The following is a 17,138-nucleotide window of genomic DNA, read 5'->3' on the forward strand; positions in this document are numbered from 1 at the left end:
GCTCGGTCGAATCCGGCGGTGGGGGTCGACGCACGCCAGGACCGTGTCGGGTAGCGTTTGACCCCATGGGAACTCGCGAGGAGGCCGGTGAATCCGGTAGTGCCGCGGGTGCGATGGATGCGGTGGCGGACGCCGCGCGCGAGCTGTTGGCGGGCCTGGCGACCCAGATCGACGACGTGGCGCATCTCTTTGCGCCCGGCACAGCGGCCGGAGTCGTCGCCGACGGTCTGGCCGCCGATCTTTCCGGTGAGCTCGCCGTACTGTTCGCTGAGGTGGGGGAGCTGCTGGCCCGTCTCATCGCGACGTTCATCGCGATTCTTGAGGCGCTGGTGAAGGTGTTGCGCTCGGATGCCTCCGATTCGCCACCGGCGGCTACCACCGGCTTCCAGCAGATCGCGGTCGCGATTGGGCGGGACGAGGCGTGACGGGCGCCGATCGCCGATGAGCGACGTGATCATCGGTATCGACATCGGCGGCACGAGTGTGCGGGCCGCTGTGGTCGATGATCGTGGTCAAATGCTCGATACGCTACGTGCAGTGACGCCGGGCACCACCGATGCGCTCGAACACTGTCTGGATCGGCTGGTCGGCGAACTGAGTTCCCGGTGGTCGGTGACCGGCGTCGGGCTCGCGATCGCGGGTTTTCTGACCCGTGACCGCACCACTGTCCGGTTCGCGCCGCACCTGCCGTGGCGCGAGGCGCGGGTGGCCGACGAGATGTCGGCGCGCGTTGGGCTGCCGGTGTTCGCCGAACACGACGCGAATGCCGCCGCGGTCGCCGAATGGCGGTTCGGCGCCGCCGGACGCGGCCACAACTCCCTCGTGCTCGCCATCGGCACCGGGATCGGTGCCGGCCTGGTCCTCGACGGTCGCCTCTACCGCGGCAGCCATGGGGTGGCGCCCGAGCTGGGCCACCTCGTCGTCGTTCCTGGCGGGCGGCCCTGCTCGTGCGGGAAGCGCGGTTGCTGGGAGCGGTACTGCAGCGGGACTGCGCTCGTCGACACCGTGGTGGAGTTGTTGGCCGACGGTGAATGGGGCCGCTCCCCGCTCGCGAGCGAACTTGCCGCCGATCCCGGCTCGATTACCGGCCGGCGCATTGCCGCGGCCGCCCACGAAGGTGATCCGCTGGCCTTGTCGGCCTTCGCGTCCTTTGCCGCGTCGCTCGGGCAGGGGCTGGCGATGGTTGCCGACGTCTTCGACCCGGACCTGATTGTCATTGCCGGTGGCGTCGGCCGGGCCTCGGCGCTCTACCTGGATGACGCCCGAGAGCACTATGCCGCGATGCTGACCGGGGCCGGCCATCGTACGCTTGCCCGGATCCGCGGTACCCAGCTCGGCGAGTCCGCCGGAATGATCGGTGCCGCCGAGGTGGCGCGCACCGCATTGCATGCCGATCTCGGCGCGCGCGGGGGCGTCGGCGGCGACACCGCGATGGCTCGTGCGGCGCTGGGCGACTGACTCAGCGCGTCCTGGCCCGCGGGGTACGCTCAGGCCATGTGGTTTTGGGCTTTCAAATTCGTGCTGATTGGTCCGGTTCTGCGGTTGGTCGGGCGCCCGAGGGTCGCTGGTTTGGCCAACCTCCCGACGGAGGGTGCGGCGATCCTGGCGAGTAACCACTTGGCCGTCGTCGACAGCTTTTATCTGCCGTTGATGATCCCGCGCCGGATCTATTTCCTCGCCAAGTCGGAGTACTTCACCGGGACTGGGCTCAAGGGCGCTTTTCAGCGGTGGTTCTTCAGTTCGACCGGTCAGATCCCCATTGATCGCTCTGGTGCCGATGCGGCTGCCGGTGCTCTGGACGCCGCTCGGCGCCAACTGGCCAAGGGCAACTTGATGGGCATGTACCCGGAGGGGACACGCTCGCCGGATGGACGTCTGTACAAGGGCAAGACCGGTTTGGCCCGACTCGCGTTGGAGACCGGTGTGCCGGTCATCCCGGTGGCCATGATTGGCACCGAGGATGTCAACCCGCCCGGTACTGTGCTCCCTCGGCGGGCGCGCGTCGAGGTTCGCATCGGCAAGCCGCTGGACTTTTCCCGGTTCGACGGGATGGGTGGCAACAGGTTTATCGAGCGTGCGGTGACCGACGAGATCATGTACGAGCTGATGCAGCTTTCCGGTCAGCAATACGTCGACCTGTATGCCGCGGACCTCAAGAACACCGGGTCCACGCCGGAGGACATGCTCCGCCGCGACAACACCGATAAGCCGGCCGCCTGAGTGGGTCGGCCGCCACGCTCTCAGTCGGGTGGCAGGGTGGTGCCGATTCGGGGCGGCAGTAGCCAGACGGTGACGAGGAACACGCATCCCCACAAGATGTAGGCGTTGCCGACAACCTGCTGAACCGGCGACCATTGGCCGGTGTCGGTCGGCAGGAGCTGGAACGGGCCGATGGCGAATACGACGGTGCCGATCGCGGCCAGTGCCCCGTAGGCCCATGTCCGGGGCCCGTCGTCGGCGCGCAGCGCGAAAACTGCGGCGGCGAGGATCCCGAGGATCGCCCAAACCCAGTGGTGGGCCCACGACGTGGGCGACACGAGTAGTCCCCACACGGCGACCGCGAGCGTGACGACGAGCAGTGCTTCCCGGTTGGCCGCGGTGTTCGGGCGACCGGGAAGGTTCGCGCGGACCGCCAGTGCGAGCAGTATCGTTGCGGCGATGCCCGACGCGACCCAGCAGATGCTCTGCGCCGGGGTGTCGCCGAGGATGCGGAACCACAACGCGTTGAGGTTCTGGTTGATCCCGCCGGCCGGGTCGCCGATGCGCGCGGTGTGGAACACCGTATCGGTCCAGTACTCCTTCGAATCGGCGGGCAGCCACAGCCAGGCGATCGCCCCGGCGACGATGAAGGCCGTGCCCGCGGTAATGGCTGCGCGCCAGCGTCGTTGGGCGGTGAAGACCAGGCCGAAAACCGCCGGGGTCAGCTTGATGGCCGCAGCCAGGCCGACGAGGACACCGCGCGCCGACGAGTCCGGTCGCGAGGTCCGCGCGCCGAGTAGGACGACGTCGGCGAGGACCATCGCCATCAGCACGATGTTGATCTGACCGAAGCCCAGCGTCATCCAGAACGGGTTTGTCCAGATCACCCCTGCCGCGAGGCCGGCCGCGCCCCACCAACGGCCCGAGGTGGTGCCGACACCGAGGATGTGCAGCGTCACCGCGAGGATCGCCACGGTGAGCAGGCAACTGGTCACCGTGACCAGCACGCCGGCGGCGGTGAGGCTGATCAGGCCCAGTGGCACGAACATCAGTGCCGCGAATGGCGGGTAGGTGAACGGAAGCCAGATCCCGTCGGCAGTGAACGGCATCGACCCGGCAGCGTAAAGGGATTGCTGTTGTCGCCACAGGATGGACCCGAGTCGGTAGACGTCGAGGTCGAAAAGAGTGCGGGTTCCGTAGCCGCTGGTGAATGGCACACCGGTGACCTGCATCGTTGCCGAGAGTGCGAATATCAGGCAGATTGCGACAATCGCGGCGCGAGGGGGCTCCCACGTGTCCAGAAATGCCGAGATGCGCGCGCGTGCACCGTCTGGGTGCCGCTGCGGCGGTGGTGGAGTCATCGCTGGGGTCATCGCCTGCTGCTGTGCCTGTCGGGGGATAGGTTGGGGGTCATGCGTTTCTTCTATGACACGGAGTTTATCGAGGACGGGCGGACCATCGACTTGGTGTCGATCGGCGTGGTGGGCGCCGACGGGCGCGAATACTACGCGGTGTCCACCGAGTTCGACCCCAATCGGGCCGGTGACTGGGTGCGGGCCAACGTTTTGCCCAAACTCCCATCGCCGGCGTCGAAGGCGTGGCGCTCGCGCCGGCAGATCCGCGACGAACTCGTGGAGTTCCTCACCGTTGATGGGCAGCCCGCCGAGCTGTGGGCGTGGACCGGGGCCTACGACCACGTCGTATTGTGCCAGTTGTGGGGCCCCATGACGGAACTGCCCCGGGCGATTCCACGATTTACGCGGGAGTTGCGGCAGGTGTGGGAGGACGCCGGCCGCCCGCCGCTGCCGAGCCTGCCCGACGACGCGCACGACGCGCTCGCCGATGCGCGGCACAACCTCGCCAAGTGGGAGCGAATCAGGGGTCTTGCCGACGGTCCACTACGCTGATGACGTGGTGAACTGGACTGTTGACGTACCGATTGATGAGCTTCCCGAACTGCCCCCGCTTCCTGGAGACCTGCAGAAGAGGTTCGAGGACGCGTTGGCGCGTCCTGCGCTACAGCAGCCGAGTTGGCCGGCCGACGAGGCAGCGCGGATGCGCACGGTCCTCGAAAGCGTCCCGCCGATCTGCCTGCCCGCCGAGGTAGAGACCCTCTCCGAACGTCTGGCGCAGGTCGCGCGCGGGGAGGCCTTCCTCCTCCAGGGCGGTGATTGCGCCGAGACCTTCGCCGATAACACCGAGCCCCATATCAAGGGCAACATCCGGACCCTGCTGCAGATGGCCGTGGTGCTGACCTACGGGGCGAGTCTGCCGGTGATCAAGGTTGCCCGGATCGCCGGTCAGTACGCGAAGCCACGTTCGTCCGACACGGACGCACTCGGGCTGCTGTCGTACCGGGGTGACATGGTCAACGGATTCCCGCCCGACGCGGCCGCACGCGCCCACGATCCGTCGCGGCTGGTGCGCGCCTACGCGAATGCCTCGGCCGCAATGAACCTGGTCCGGGCCCTGACCGGATCGGAGGCGCGACTGCACAAGGTGCACGACTGGAACCGCGAATTCGTGCGTACCTCGCCGGCCGGGGCGCGGTACGAGGCGCTGGCCGCCGAGATCGACCGGGGATTGAATTTCATGGACGCATGCGGTGTGCACGACACCAGCCTGGAGTCTGCGGAGATCTTCGCCTCGCACGAGGCGCTCGTCCTCGACTACGAGCGGGCCATGCTGCGCCTCGCGCAGGCGCCGGACGGTTCGCAGGAGAAGGTCCTGTATGACCTTTCAGCACACTTCCTGTGGATCGGGGAGCGCACCCGTGACCTCGATGGCGCCCATATCGCCTTCGCGGAGCTGATCAACAACCCGATTGGCGTCAAGATCGGTCCGACGACTACGCCCGAACAGGCCGTCGCCTACGTCGAGCGCCTCGACCCGCACAACCTGCCGGGTCGACTGACCCTCGTCGCGCGGATGGGCAACGCCAAGGTGCGCGAGGTCCTGCCGCCGATCGTGTCGGCGGTCGAGGCAACCGGGCACAAGGTCGTGTGGGAGTGCGATCCGATGCACGGCAACACCCATGAGGCGTCGACGGGCTACAAGACCCGGCACTTCGATCGAATCGTTGACGAGGTGCAGGGCTTCTTCGAGGTGCATCGCGCACTGGGCACCCATCCCGGCGGAGTCCACATCGAACTCACCGGTGAGGACGTCACCGAGTGTCTCGGCGGCGCCCAGGAGATCTCCGACGACGATTTGGCCGGCCGTTACGAGACGGCCTGCGATCCTCGGTTGAACACCCAGCAGTCGTTGGAACTGGCTTTTCTCGTTGCCGAGATGCTGCGCGGCTAGCGGTACGACAACGGTGGCGCGGGCTGGCTACAATCCCATCACGAGGTGGGCGCCGATCCACCACCCGGCCGCGGTGAGAGCCGTGACAGCGAGGCTGAACAGCGTCAACCAGACCAGCACCGTGATCGGACCGCCCGGCGTGCCGTCCCGGGCGTCGGCATCGGGTGGGAAGGGGCCGGGTGGGATGGCATCGTCGTCGACGTCGAGAATGCTGAATCGGTGCCCGGCGTCGTCGGCGTAATCGTCTGTGCCGTCCGGCACGGGGCCGTCGTACAGCGCAGTTCCCCCCGGACCGAACCGCGGCTGGGCATCGGCCGATTGTTCGTTGCGAAAACGGGCCGCGGTGATGCGCTCGGCCGACCGCGCCGGAGCGGGGACGGTGAAGCGCGGCAGGGCGAGCTCGTCGGCCGCCTCGGCCACAGCGCGCGCCATCGCGAACCCATCCGGATAGCGGTCGCCGGGAATGCGCTCGGTCGCTCGGAGGACGATGTCGTCGAAGGCGGCAGGCACGCCGTCGACCACGTCACCCGGGGCGGGCACATCGTAGGACAACCGGGCATAGGCGAGTCCGAGAGGGGTGTCGCCGTGGAACGGGGTGCGCCCGGTGAGGAGTTCAAACATGACGACTCCGGCGGAATAGACGTCGGAGCGGGCGTCGGCGCGGGTGGATTCGACCTGCTCGGGGGATAGGTAGGCGGCAGTACCGAGGATCACGCTGGCCGAGGTGATACCCGCCTCGGCCACCGCGCGGACCAGGCCGAAGTCGGCGATCTTCACATCGCCGTCGTCGGAAATCAGGATGTTCTCGGGCTTGACGTCGCGATGGACGAGTCCGGCCGCGTGAGCGGTGCCGAGGCCGCCCAGCACCGGACCGAGTACGGCGGCCACCGCGTGTGGCGGCATCGGTCCGCGCTCGCGCAACAATTCACGCAGACTGCCGCCTTCGACGAGTTCCATGACGAGGAACACGACGGAGTCGTCGATGCCCTGGTCATACACGTTGACCAACCCCGGGTGCTTGAGGCCGGCCACCGCACGAGCCTCGAACTCGAACCGCGACAGGAAGACCGGGTCGTCGCGGTATGCGGCGGCCATCACCTTGACCGCGACTGGCCGGTGCAGCCGTTCGTCCCGTCCGAGGTAGACCGCGCTCATGCCGCCGCGTGCGATCAACGCGTCGATTCGGTAGCGGCGGTCGACCAGCGATCCGAGAAGTGGATCGCGCGTCGGTGCCGCCGGCGGGTTCGGGCTGGGTCTCACCCCTGGGAATCTACCGGGTCGACTGGGGTGAGCCGGGGAAGCGTCGCCGTGGGCAGCTGGGTACGCTTGGCCCGTGAGTTCGCTGCCGCTGTCGCACGATTGTCTTCCCGCCGATGCCGACGTGCTCTCGCTCGGTGAGGTCGCCGCTCGTCTGGGCGTTTCGACGAATCGGGTGCGCACACTGATCCGTGATCACCACCTTCTAGCGCTTTCCCGAGCCGGCGAGCCGGTCGTGCCGGCCTTGTTCCTGGACGACGAGGGCATTGCGAAGCACGTCAACGGCATCGTCGAGGTGCTCTTTGACGGCGGTTACTCGCGTGACGAAGCGATGCGGTGGTTGTTCACCGAGATCGACGACCTTGGGTTGTACCCGGCGGCGGCGCTGCACACGCACGCGGCCCGCGAGGTCGTCCGACGCGCGCAGGCGGCAGCTTTCTAGCCCGCTGCCGGGCCGGGGTCGGCGGGGTCAGAAGAGCGCGGCAACCGCGTGCGCGGCACGGGCCTGGGCCGGAACGACGGCGCGCCCGGCGAACACCTCGTAGTCATTCGCCGCGATGACCCGCAGAATGTCGGCATAGGAGTGGGCGGCCGCGCGGATTGCCGGCCGGGTGCGTCGCGGCAGCGCTTCGATCCCGGGCTGCGCGCGCCGATACCAGTCGCGGTTCACGGCGACGAGGTGCGCGAGCGCCCGCCGCAGCGGGGGGCTGACCCGCCGCCGGCCATGGCAGTCGCGCAGGTGGGCTTCGTCCACCCCGAAGGCACGAAGTTCCGCCGCCGGCAGGTAAATGCGATCGCGTTCGAGGTCTTCGCCCACGTCGCGCAGGAAGTTGGTCAACTGGAAGGCTTCGCCCAGCCGGGTCGCGCCGGCGGTTGTGATCGGCGTGCGGGCGTCCGCCCCGAGCAGGGGTACCAGCAACAGGCCGATGACCGCGGCCGACCCGTACGTGTACTCGCGCAGATGCGCGACGTCCCGGTAGCGGGCGGTGAACTCCGGTGCCGCGGGCAGGTCCATGCGCATAGAGCGTTCGAAGGCGGCAAAGTAGGCCGGAGACATGTCGAACCGATGAGCTGAGTCGGCCACTGCGACAAGGAGGTCGGCCGTGTCCGACGACAGATGCGAGTCGAGCCGGTCGCCGGCTCGGGCGGCGGCGAGATTGGCGAAGAGGGCGGCGAGACGGTCAAGGCGATCGTCGGTCCCCGGGATCGGGGTGTCGACGATGTCGTCGGCGATGCGGGCGAAGCCGTAGAGGGCGTGTACGGCTCGACGATTGGTTCGCGGCAGCAGTCGCGACGCGAGATGATAGGTGCGCCCATTCTGGGCGCAGAGTAGCTGCGCAGTCCGGTAGCCGCGCTCGGCGGGGGTGCTCACCGGATGAGGTGCCGCAATCGCAATGGATCGGGGCGGAGGAGGGAAGCCGCGGCCAATGCGCCGAGAAGGAACGCGAGCATCAGTTCGAGGGGCTTGTACAACAGGATCGAGTCGTCGGGCTGGAAGACGATCAGCAGCACCGTGGACGCCAGCACCACGATTGCCCGGATCCACGCGGGAAGGGTGAAGGCCACGGCCAGGCACAGCACCCAGGTGTAGTACCACGGCAGGGTTGACGGTTCGAGTAGCAGTACCGCCAGCATCGCCAAGGTCATGCCGGCCATCGCCCGCCGCGGCGTCTGACGGAACCGGATCCACAGCGCCACCAGAATCACCGCGAGGGCGACCGCTCCCACCGCCCGGGTGTACCCCAGCACGGACTGCAGATTCCACGTCTGCCATGGGGCGGCGAGCCAGCTGATGAGATGCCCGGCCAGGGTCGGAACCGACAACCAGTTGATGATGCGCCCGGCCCATCCCAGGCCGGTCAGCCAGCCGAGGCCAAGGCCGCTTCCCGCCGTGATCGAGGCGAAGACGACGAGCGGAATCCCCGCGGTGGCGGCAAACACGGACACGACCCGCCGCGGTGGAGGCCCACGCCGCCCGTCACGCAGATGTGCCAGCCAGATCCAGAAGATGAACGGGATCGCGATGGCCGCGGTGATCTTAATCGTGGCCGCGAGCCCGAGTACGGCCAGCCCGGTGACGTGCCGGCCGGTGACGGCCAGCGTGACACCGGCGACCAGTACGCCCATCATCAGCAGTTCGACGTGCGCTCCGGCGACGAGGTGGATAAGGATCATGGGGTTGAGCAGCGCCAGCCACAGTCCCTGTTGCGGTGCGGCGCCGAAGTGCCGTGCGAGACGGGGGATCGCCCACAGGCTTGCCAGCAGGCCCGGGATGAGGACCGCGCGCATCAGTTGGACGCCGAGGATGACGTTCCCGTCGGCGAGTTCTGCGACGCCGCGACCGAGCCACATGAATGTTGGCCCGTACGGCGCCGTGGTGGCCGCCCACACCTGTGCCATCGAATCGAGCATCGGGCCGGGCTGGTGCACCGGACCGTCGGAATAGGGATTGAACCCGGCGCGGAAAACCTGTGCCTGCGCGAGGTAGGCGTAGACGTCGCGGCTGTATATCGGCACCGTCATGGTCAGCGGCGCGGCCCAGGCCAGCACCGCGGCCTGGACGTGGCGCACTGGGATCGGGGCGCTGCCGGGATCGGCCACCCGGCGGCCGATCCGCACCCAGCAGTAGACGAGCGTCGCAACGCCGATCCAGAACGTCACCGCGGCAAGGGTTTTGCCGTGTCCATAGGTGATCCAGGCCAAACCGGCGTGCTGGGCGACGGGGTTGATCCGGGGGATGTCGGCGACCCCGAATGCGCCAAGGGCGACCAGCACGGACCCCACCGTGCCGACGGGGAACTCCCACCGCCGCCACCACGAGACCGGTTGCGTCACCACGCTGCGATCCTAGACGGCGCGCCGGCACTCCGACGCGGCCGCCGGGCCGGCGGTCACCAGGGGGTGCGCTCGGGCATGGGGGTGATACGGTCCGCGGCCAGCCGTCCCGACACCAGCACCGGTGGAATACCGACACCGGGCACGGTGTCGGCCCCGGCGAGCACCAGGTTCTCCCACCCGGGCGCGAGGTTGGCGGTGCGCAGCGGACCGGTCTGCCGCACCGTGTGGGCCGCGGCGAACGGAGTACCCGCCGCGTATCCGCGGTCGGCCCAGGTCGACGGGGTGTCGATCCGCAGCACCTCGGCGTCAGTGATGCCGGTGTAGCCGCGGTCGGCCAGCAGCCCCAAGGAGCGGGCGACATACCCGGTGGCCGCCGAGGGCCAGGGCAGGGCGGCCGCCTCAAGGTTCGGGCACGGCCAGAGCACCGACACCGACTCGCGCCCGGACGTGATGAACACCTCGGGCGCGGTCACCGCCGGGCGCGTCAGCAGTACCGACGGGTCGGTCATCACCTCGCCGCGCCCGCGCCGGCGGGGGACGATCTGTGCGAAGGTCTCCTCCCACCGGGCGCCGAAGTCGATGGTGTGATGGTCGCCGGGCCAAGTCGAGGTCGTCGCGATGTCGACCGCGAGATGGGCGACCACCGCGCTGGGGGAGTAGCGAATCCGCCGGCGCGGCGAAGCCCCCAGCAGCCCGGTGAGCGACGATCGTCCACACGCCGCCACGACTGCGTCGGCGGCCACCACCTCGTCGCGCCCGCCGGCCGCGGTCACCACAACCCCCGTGGCGCGTCTGTTGCGCCGTATCAGGCGGCGTGCGGTCGTCGAATACCGAAGATCGACGCCGGCATCGACAAGGGCGCCGGCGAGTACTGCGGGCAGCCGTCCCATGCCCGCTGCCGGGTAGCTGACACCCATCCCGATGTCCATGTGTGCGATGACGCCATAGATTGCCGCCGCCCGAGCCGGGGAAACCCCGGCGTACAGGGACTGGAACGAAAAGACCCGTTGCAGCCGATCATCAGTCACAAAGCGGTTGATCGCACCGGTCAGGCCCCGCACCGCACCCAAGCGCACCAGGGTGCGGGTGGCGGACGCGGTGTCGCCACGCAGGAAGTCGATCAGACGATCGTGATTGCGGTCGATGAAGGTCGGGAATTCGACGTCATAGAGCGCCTGGAGCCAGTCGCTGAGCTGCTCGGTTCCCGCGGCCGCCGTCGTTCCGAACGCCTGCGCCACCGCCTCGACCCGCCGCGCGCGATCAGCAGCCACGGCGAGTTCGGTGCCATCGGCGAAGCGGGCCAGATAGGAGGGGTCGACCCGCCGCAGGTCTAGACGGGCTTGCGCATCGGCCCGGTCGACACCCGCCGCGGCCAGTGCGTCGAGGGCGAGGTCGGGCATGGTGAGAATCGTGGCGCCGGTATCGAAGCGGTGCGTCGAGCCATCGGCGGCGGTGAGCGCATCGGTCCGAACGAGGCCGCCGGGCACATCGGCCGATTCGAGGACTGTGACCTCGTGGCCGGCGCCGCGCAGGTGCAGTGCTGCCGACAGGCCCGCCAACCCGGCCCCGATGATGACGACGCGGGCCGTGGGGCCACTGATGCGCCGAGGATGGTGCATCGCCTACGCGGCCCGGTGGGCGATGCGGTGTGCCAGGGCCTCGAGTCCGCCGCGGGCATCGTCGGAGGTGGGCAGTGCGCTGATCCCACTCAGCGCGGACTCGAGTGCGCCGTCGATCCGTGCCTCGACGGCGTGCTGGGCCCCCGATCCGGTCAGGATGGCCCGAGCCGCGCGCAGATCAGCTGCGGAGAGGTCGGTGCCGAGCAGCGCTCGCAAGCGGCCCGCGTCGCCGGCATCGGCGCGCCCCAAGCCCTCGGCGATCAGCACGGTGCGTTTTCCGGTGATCAGGTCGTCGCCGGAAGGCTTGCCCGTCACATTCGGATCGCCGTAGACGCCGAGCAGGTCGTCCCGCAGCTGGAACGCCAGGCCCAGATCGAGGCCGATGGCACGCAAGTCGGCGACCAGGGCATCGTCCGCACCGCCGAGTACCGCGCCCAGTTCGAGGGGGCGCGCCACCGTGTAGCCAGCCGTCTTGTACACAATCACGCGTTCCGCCGCGGCAATCGACTCGTCGCCGCACGCCTCGCTGGTGATGTCGAGGAGCTGTCCGGCCAGCACTTCGGTCCGCATGGTCCGCCATGCGTCCGCAACGCGCGCGGGGAGGGTGGCCACCAGATCGTCCGCCCAGGCCAGAGCCAGGTCGCCGACCAGAATCGCCACCGACTCGCCGTACCGGTCCGGAGCGCCGTGCCACCCGCCCGCGCGGTGTCGGGCGGCGAAAATCCGGTGGACCGTCGGTCGGCCGCGACGCATGTCCGAGGCGTCGATAATGTCATCGTGCACCAGCGCACACGCTTGGACGAGCTCAAGTGCCGCGCCGAGTTCGACGATGGCTTCGGCGGTGTCCCCGGGGGCGATTGGTGCTCTCGCACCGGGGGCGATTGGTGCTCTCGCACCGTGGGCGACCGTTCGCCCGGCGTCGGCGAACAGCGGTCGCACCCGCTTCCCGCCGAGGAGGACGAAGTCGGCGAGGACGTCGGTGGCCTCGACGACGGCATCTCCGATCCGCGCGGCGTCCGCCCGGGCCGTGGTGAAGACTTCCGCCAGGCGCTCCTGGACCCTGACGGCGATGCCGGGCGCGGTCACGATGCGCGGGCGCCGGGGCGCGGAGTGTCGTCGGTCTGGTGTTCGCGGCGGGCGTACCAGACGACGAATCCGACGACGAGCAGGCAAAGGAAAGCGACGAAAACCGACCAGCTCGGCAGTGCGGCGACCGCCGGGTCGGGGTAGCGCGCATCGGCGTTGAGGTCGCTGGACTTGCCGGCCGGAATCACCCACGCTGCGGTGGTGTCACTGGTCTGGATGCCGTTGGTGCCGCCAATGTCGCCGCCGAACCCGACCGACAAGAACACCACGTCGCGACCCTCGACAAGATCGGTGAAGTCGGCGGTGCCGGTCAGGCGTACCGCGTCGCCGCTGCGCGTGGTGGACACGGTCATCGCCGCGTTCGAACCGCTGAACGACGCCGCGATGATGTCGCCGAGCTGGCTGAACTGGCCAGCCGTCAGCGCCGTGTAGGTGACGCGGGTGCCAACTTTGTTGGGCCCCTTTTGGGGCGCGTTCGGGGCTGCGTCGTCTTTCTGTGCGGTGACGGCGCCGTCGTCAGCGATATTGCCGGTGAAGTCGGCGACGCTCATGTGGTTCGACATGGACTGCGGGACATCTGGCCGGGGCACTCCGTTCGGGCTGTCGGTAGCGGTGGCCACGATGAACTCGCCTGAGAATCGGTCGCCGACGGTAACCGAGCGGGTCAGGCACCCGGACAGGAGCGGGATCATCAGCAGTGCGGCTCCGACCACGGCGAGGAGCCGGGGAAGCGATGGGCGGAACGCGGGATTCGACACGCCATCATCGTGCCAGATCACCCTTGGCGTCGGGGCTCTAGCCGCGCTTACCGAGGATGCGCCGCGCGGCGAGTCGGCCGCTGGTGCCGGTCACGCCCCCACCCGGATGCGTCGACGCGCCGGCGAGGACGAGCCGGGGGGCACCGGGGACCGAACGGCCGGCCAGATCGGGGTGTGGGCGCCAGCCGAACATCTGGTCGATGCTCATCTCGACGTGCATGATGTTTCCGCCCACCAGGCCGAGTTCGGACTCCAGGCCGGGTGGGGTCTGGATGTGGCAATGCTCGATCGTCGAACTGAATCCCGGCGCGTACCGGTCGATCTCGGCGATCACGGCGTCGGCGGCCGACTGCGCGTGCCCCGACCACGAGCGGCCGTCGGACAATCGGTACGGATGCCACTGCGCCCACACATTTACCAGGTGGCGACCGGGAGGTGCGATCGAGGGATCGAGAGCCGAGAATCCCATCGGCAGGGCAACGGGACGGTCGGGCAGCTCGCCGACCACACTGGCCGCGTGGGCACGGCGCAGGTGGGCGCGCTGCGACGTCAGTAGGCCCAGGCCGCTGTGCAGGCCGTGTCGGGGCAGGTTGGCCGGGCAGTTGCGGTACTCGGGGAGGCCGGTGGTGCCGAGTCGCACGGCGATGCCGATGCCGTTGCCGACGACAATCGCTCGGCGCCACCGGGCGATGTCGGTGGCCGGGTACCCGCCGGCGGCCAGAATCGCGAGGGTCGCAGAGATGTGGCAGGCGGCGACGATGTGTCGGGCCCGCCGCACCTGCCCGGCGGCGTCGACCACCTCCCAGGCATCCCGGTTCTGGCGCAGTGCGACGACGGGGGCGCCGGTGACGAGCTGCCCGCCGTCGGCGGCGAGTCGTGCGGTCAGGGCGGAGGTCAGGGATCCACTGCCGCCGATGGCGCGACCGGGCGGGATGTCGTGCATCAGGGCGGCGAAGCCGACCATCGGTGCGGTGCCCGGCAGGTCGGTCGGCGGCCCAGACTGCGCGCCGAACCAGGCCAGGGCCGCCTTGAGGCGCTCCGAGTCGAACCACCGGTCCAGCAGTGCATCGCCGGGGCTCATCATGTCCTGCGACATGGACGACAGGGCCCCGATCCGACGGCCGATGATCGAACGGCGCGCGCTGCGAGTGTGCCAGCCGCTACTGGCGAACGAGGTCAGGAATCGCGTGGGCGTCGGCTCTTGTCTGAAGGCCGCCATCGTCGCCCGGGCCCGCGGGGCCCACTGGGCGACAAACTGCGCGTACGCGACTGCGTCCGCACCGCCGCAGGAGGCTTCGATAGACGCACAAGTCGCGGCCAGGTCGCGGTGGAACACGATCGGTTCCTCGTCGTCGCCCTCGGCGGGGGCGAATGCCCAGGGGTCACAGTCGGCGTAGCGCAGGCCGAATCGGGATAGGTCCAGCTCATCGAGAATCGGGGTGTGACGGATCATCAGGTGCGCCGACGAGCCGCGGTCCACGGCATATCCGGGGAAGCGCTCGACGGTCGAGACCGCGCCGCCAGGGATCGTGTCGCGCTCCACCACGCAAACCGAGCGTCCGGCCTGGGCCAGGTAGGCTGCGGCGATCAAGCCGTTGTGGCCGGCGCCGATGACAAGGGTGTCGTGCGACTCGATCATCGGCATCGGTTGGGTGCGCCGGGATCGTGCGCCGGGCTGCGGTTGACCGGGAGTGGCAGGTCTTGGCCGAGGAAGGCGAACGGGCGCGGGTCGCCGGCAAAGGTGAAGTTGCGGAGCACGTCGACAAATCCGAGGCGGCGGTACAGTGCCCACGCGCGATTGTCCTCGCCGGGGATCTCGGGGGTCGATAGCAGGACCCGCGATTCGGTCCGGTTGGCGAGCAAGGCGGTCAGCAGCGACTGGCCCACCCCGCGGCCCTGGGCGTCTGGGTGGACGTGGAGCTCGGTCAACTCGAAATAGTCGGTGAGCAGGCGGGCCGCCTGTTCGGCCTCGCAGCCGGCCTGGCGCAGACCGAGGCGCAGCTGCTGATTCCACCATTGATCTGCGCCACCCCGATATCCGTAGGCGACGCCGACGAGGACCTCATCCGGTGCTTGGGTGCCGGCGCGAGCAGCTCCGTGGCCGAGCCGGCGCCGGTGTATCGAGGGTGCCGCGGACGACCGGCGCAGGCGGTTCCCGGGGAACCGGCCGGCAGGCACGGACGCGACGGCGCCGAACGCACTCCATCCGGGGCGTGCGATGTGATCGCGCCACAGCGCCCGGCGGTGGATCTCGACGCCGCGGGAATAGTCCATCGCGGTTACATAGACGTTCAGTGCCGGGTCGAGCCATAGGTGCGAGTCGCCGCCGGCCAGCCGGACCACGCGGACGTCGATCGGTGCGCCGATCGACTCGTAGACCATCTACTTCTCCCTGCTTCTGCCGACGGGTTGAGCACGTCGCACGATCACGCTAGCATTGTCATCATCGAACTAGCGTTCGAATCCACTCCGCTGGGCGCCGGTTCGACGGACTGGCCGGATCGATCTCGCGGAGGGAAGCCGCGGTATCGGTCCGTCCGGTGGAGTGTCAGACCCCGGCGATACGTTTCGACTGAAGCATCGGGCCGAGAGGAGGGCGAGGATGGGCGCGGCGGATAGCAGTGTGGGCATCGAGCCGACTGTCGTGATGGATGCGCACCGGTTGCTCGACCAGGCCATTCGGATCACCGACGATGGCGACCTAGTGGTCGGGAATGCCGAGCGTCTGCGGACGTACTACCTCGCCGCTTTGCGGACCGCGGGGGCGGTGCTGGCCGTGCTGGAGTCCAGACGACGAGGGCCGCGAGGCCAGCGCAGTGCGTGGGTGCGTCTCGGTGCGCAGGCCCGCGCGGCTGGGGGTGGCTTCGGTGTGGCGGACTCGGCGGCCTACTTCGCCGGGTATTCCGCACTGCGTCAGCGCATCGAAACTGGCCTCGTCGACGATGTTGATCAGGCGATGGTGGCGCGCATGCGGGTGCATCTGGAGGCGTTCATCGCCGCAGCGGAGGGCGTACTCGCCGACTACGAGCAGGGTCGGCCGTTGCTCGCGGCACCGCCGGAGTCGGTGTCGGCATAGCCGGTCGGGTGTTTGCTCGAATTAGCATGGGGGAAGAGTGGTCGTTCCGTGGTTCACCTCGTATGATTGAGGCAACCAGCACGATTGAGAGAAGGAGGCGCGGTGCCGCTTTCCGAACATGAACAGCGCATGCTCGACCAGATCGAGAATGCGCTGTATGCGGACGACCCCAAGTTTGCGTCGACCGTGCACAAGCGCAGTCTCGGTCCGAGTCGGCATCGAGTGCAGGCTGTCGCGCTCTTCTTGGTGGGGCTTGCGCTCCTCGTCGGGGGAATCGTTGCCGGCGTGACTGTTGGCGGCTTTCCCGTTCTCAGCCTGATCGGTTTTTTGGTGATGTTCGGGGCTGGGCTCCTCGCGCTTCGTGGTGGAAGGCCGTCCCTTAAATCGGTCGACGTGGGCGGGGGAGGCGGCTCGGCTCCGCCGGCCCGAAAGCTCTCCGAACGGATGGAAGACCGCTTCAACCGTCGGTTCACCGAGGAGTAGCAGCACGCGCCCTGCTGGGCCGACCAGTCAACGGGCAAGGGCAGTCAACGGGCAAGGACAGTCAACGGGCAAGGGCCGCGCATTACGATGCGCGGCCCTTGATCGTTGTGTCTGCCGTGTTGTTCGGGGTGCCCGAGCGCTCTGCGGCGGTCGCGGCCGGGTCGGAGCGCACTATTCCCACGGCACCATCCCCACGGCGCCCCACGTCGGAGACTATTCGTCCCCCACATTCCACCACTGAGCTCTGATTGTGCGTAACAACAGGTAACTCAGGGCCCTCTAGTCCTCTTTCGGCACACCGAACCGCTATCGGGAGCGGCCACTCCCATTGTTGGTCCCCACCGGGATTGAAGACCTTGACCTGTACATTCTCTGACTCTTGAGGATATCGGCGGGTCGATGGGGTGGAAAGTGGAGGAAAGTGGGGTACAGTGTGGAGACCGGTTGAGGAGGTGGGCGATGTCGAGTCAACGGCTCGTCGGCACCTACACGCCGAAACTGGACGACAAGGGGCGG

General features: G+C 68.7%; 17 protein-coding genes. 8 read left to right on the top strand and 9 right to left on the bottom strand.

The window, feature by feature from the left end; all coding sequences use genetic code 11:
• The first annotated feature begins 65 nt into the window (after nucleotides 1-65).
• Genes B4M62_RS04115 through B4M62_RS04125 form a run of 3 tightly spaced genes read left to right on the top strand, consistent with a single transcriptional unit; the run spans nucleotide 66 to nucleotide 2,220 of the window.
• Complete coding sequence (locus tag B4M62_RS04115) at nucleotides 66-425, top strand: hypothetical protein (protein WP_290705548.1); 360 nt, start codon at nucleotides 66-68, stop codon at nucleotides 423-425.
• A gap of 16 nt (nucleotides 426-441) precedes the next feature.
• Nucleotides 442-1,458 (top strand): ROK family protein, encoded by a 1,017-nt coding sequence (locus B4M62_RS04120; protein WP_290705551.1) that lies wholly within the window; start codon nucleotides 442-444, stop codon nucleotides 1,456-1,458.
• A gap of 36 nt (nucleotides 1,459-1,494) precedes the next feature.
• Nucleotides 1,495-2,220, top strand: coding sequence for a lysophospholipid acyltransferase family protein (locus B4M62_RS04125; protein WP_290705554.1), 726 nt, complete (start codon nucleotides 1,495-1,497; stop codon nucleotides 2,218-2,220).
• A gap of 20 nt (nucleotides 2,221-2,240) precedes the next feature.
• On the opposite strand, the gene B4M62_RS04130 is transcribed toward B4M62_RS04125, so the two are convergent.
• Complete coding sequence (locus B4M62_RS04130) at nucleotides 2,241-3,560, bottom strand: glycosyltransferase 87 family protein (RefSeq protein ID WP_290705557.1); 1,320 nt, start codon at nucleotides 3,558-3,560, stop codon at nucleotides 2,241-2,243.
• Between the two features lie 51 nt (nucleotides 3,561-3,611).
• Between B4M62_RS04130 and B4M62_RS04135 the strand changes: the two genes are divergently transcribed.
• Nucleotides 3,612-4,106, top strand: coding sequence for a polyadenylate-specific 3'-exoribonuclease AS (locus B4M62_RS04135; protein ID WP_290705560.1), 495 nt, complete (start codon nucleotides 3,612-3,614; stop codon nucleotides 4,104-4,106).
• Between the two features lie 4 nt (nucleotides 4,107-4,110).
• Nucleotides 4,111-5,505 carry a class II 3-deoxy-7-phosphoheptulonate synthase gene (locus tag B4M62_RS04140; protein ID WP_290705563.1) on the top strand — a complete coding sequence of 465 codons (1,395 nt, stop codon included), beginning with the start codon at nucleotides 4,111-4,113 and terminating at the stop codon, nucleotides 5,503-5,505.
• Between the two features lie 27 nt (nucleotides 5,506-5,532).
• Here the strand turns inward: B4M62_RS04140 and B4M62_RS04145 are convergent, their stop codons facing one another.
• Complete coding sequence (locus B4M62_RS04145; RefSeq protein ID WP_290705566.1) at nucleotides 5,533-6,765, bottom strand: protein kinase domain-containing protein; 1,233 nt, start codon at nucleotides 6,763-6,765, stop codon at nucleotides 5,533-5,535.
• Between the two features lie 73 nt (nucleotides 6,766-6,838).
• Here B4M62_RS04145 and B4M62_RS04150 point away from each other — a divergent pair, with 73 nt between their 5' ends.
• Nucleotides 6,839-7,204: an Rv2175c family DNA-binding protein gene (locus tag B4M62_RS04150; protein ID WP_290705569.1), complete on the top strand. Its 366-nt coding sequence runs from the start codon at nucleotides 6,839-6,841 to the stop codon at nucleotides 7,202-7,204.
• Nucleotides 7,205-7,231: 27 nt separating this feature from the next.
• Here the strand turns inward: B4M62_RS04150 and B4M62_RS04155 are convergent, their stop codons facing one another.
• From B4M62_RS04155 to B4M62_RS04185, 7 genes are read right to left on the bottom strand one after another with little or no spacing between them, the layout of a single operon-like run.
• Nucleotides 7,232-8,134, bottom strand: coding sequence for a phytoene/squalene synthase family protein (locus B4M62_RS04155; RefSeq protein ID WP_290705572.1), 903 nt, complete (start codon nucleotides 8,132-8,134; stop codon nucleotides 7,232-7,234).
• Nucleotides 8,131-9,600 (bottom strand): polyprenol phosphomannose-dependent alpha 1,6 mannosyltransferase MptB, encoded by a 1,470-nt coding sequence (mptB, locus tag B4M62_RS04160; RefSeq protein ID WP_290705576.1) that lies wholly within the window; start codon nucleotides 9,598-9,600, stop codon nucleotides 8,131-8,133. Before mptB ends, B4M62_RS04155 begins: the two co-directional genes overlap by 4 nt.
• Before the next feature lie 53 nt (nucleotides 9,601-9,653).
• Nucleotides 9,654-11,219, bottom strand: coding sequence for a phytoene desaturase family protein (gene crtI / locus B4M62_RS04165; RefSeq protein ID WP_290705579.1), 1,566 nt, complete (start codon nucleotides 11,217-11,219; stop codon nucleotides 9,654-9,656).
• Between the two features lie 3 nt (nucleotides 11,220-11,222).
• Nucleotides 11,223-12,308, bottom strand: a complete 1,086-nt coding sequence (locus B4M62_RS04170; RefSeq protein WP_290705803.1) for a polyprenyl synthetase family protein — start codon at nucleotides 12,306-12,308, stop codon at nucleotides 11,223-11,225.
• Nucleotides 12,302-13,063 carry an LppM family (lipo)protein gene (locus tag B4M62_RS04175; RefSeq protein ID WP_290705582.1) on the bottom strand — a complete coding sequence of 254 codons (762 nt, stop codon included), beginning with the start codon at nucleotides 13,061-13,063 and terminating at the stop codon, nucleotides 12,302-12,304. Before B4M62_RS04175 ends, B4M62_RS04170 begins: the two co-directional genes overlap by 7 nt.
• A gap of 37 nt (nucleotides 13,064-13,100) precedes the next feature.
• Nucleotides 13,101-14,708, bottom strand: coding sequence for a phytoene desaturase family protein (locus tag B4M62_RS04180; protein WP_290705584.1), 1,608 nt, complete (start codon nucleotides 14,706-14,708; stop codon nucleotides 13,101-13,103).
• A complete protein-coding gene (locus B4M62_RS04185) occupies nucleotides 14,699-15,418 on the bottom strand; it encodes a GNAT family N-acetyltransferase (protein ID WP_290705805.1) in 720 nt (239 codons plus the stop codon). The genes B4M62_RS04180 and B4M62_RS04185 overlap by 10 nt, the downstream gene beginning before the upstream one ends.
• A 247-nt stretch (nucleotides 15,419-15,665) precedes the next feature.
• Between B4M62_RS04185 and B4M62_RS04190 the strand changes: the two genes are divergently transcribed.
• The gene (locus tag B4M62_RS04190; protein WP_290705587.1) at nucleotides 15,666-16,139 is read left to right on the top strand and encodes an SAV_6107 family HEPN domain-containing protein; all 474 of its coding nucleotides are present in this window, start codon (nucleotides 15,666-15,668) and stop codon (nucleotides 16,137-16,139) included.
• Between the two features lie 102 nt (nucleotides 16,140-16,241).
• Nucleotides 16,242-16,622: a DUF3040 domain-containing protein gene (locus B4M62_RS04195; protein ID WP_290705589.1), complete on the top strand. Its 381-nt coding sequence runs from the start codon at nucleotides 16,242-16,244 to the stop codon at nucleotides 16,620-16,622.
• The last annotated feature ends 516 nt before the right edge of the window (nucleotides 16,623-17,138 follow it).

It is taken from the genome of Gordonia sp. UBA5067, from assembly GCF_002414845.1.
GTDB classification, from domain to species: Bacteria; Actinomycetota; Actinomycetes; order Mycobacteriales; family Mycobacteriaceae; genus Gordonia; species Gordonia defluvii.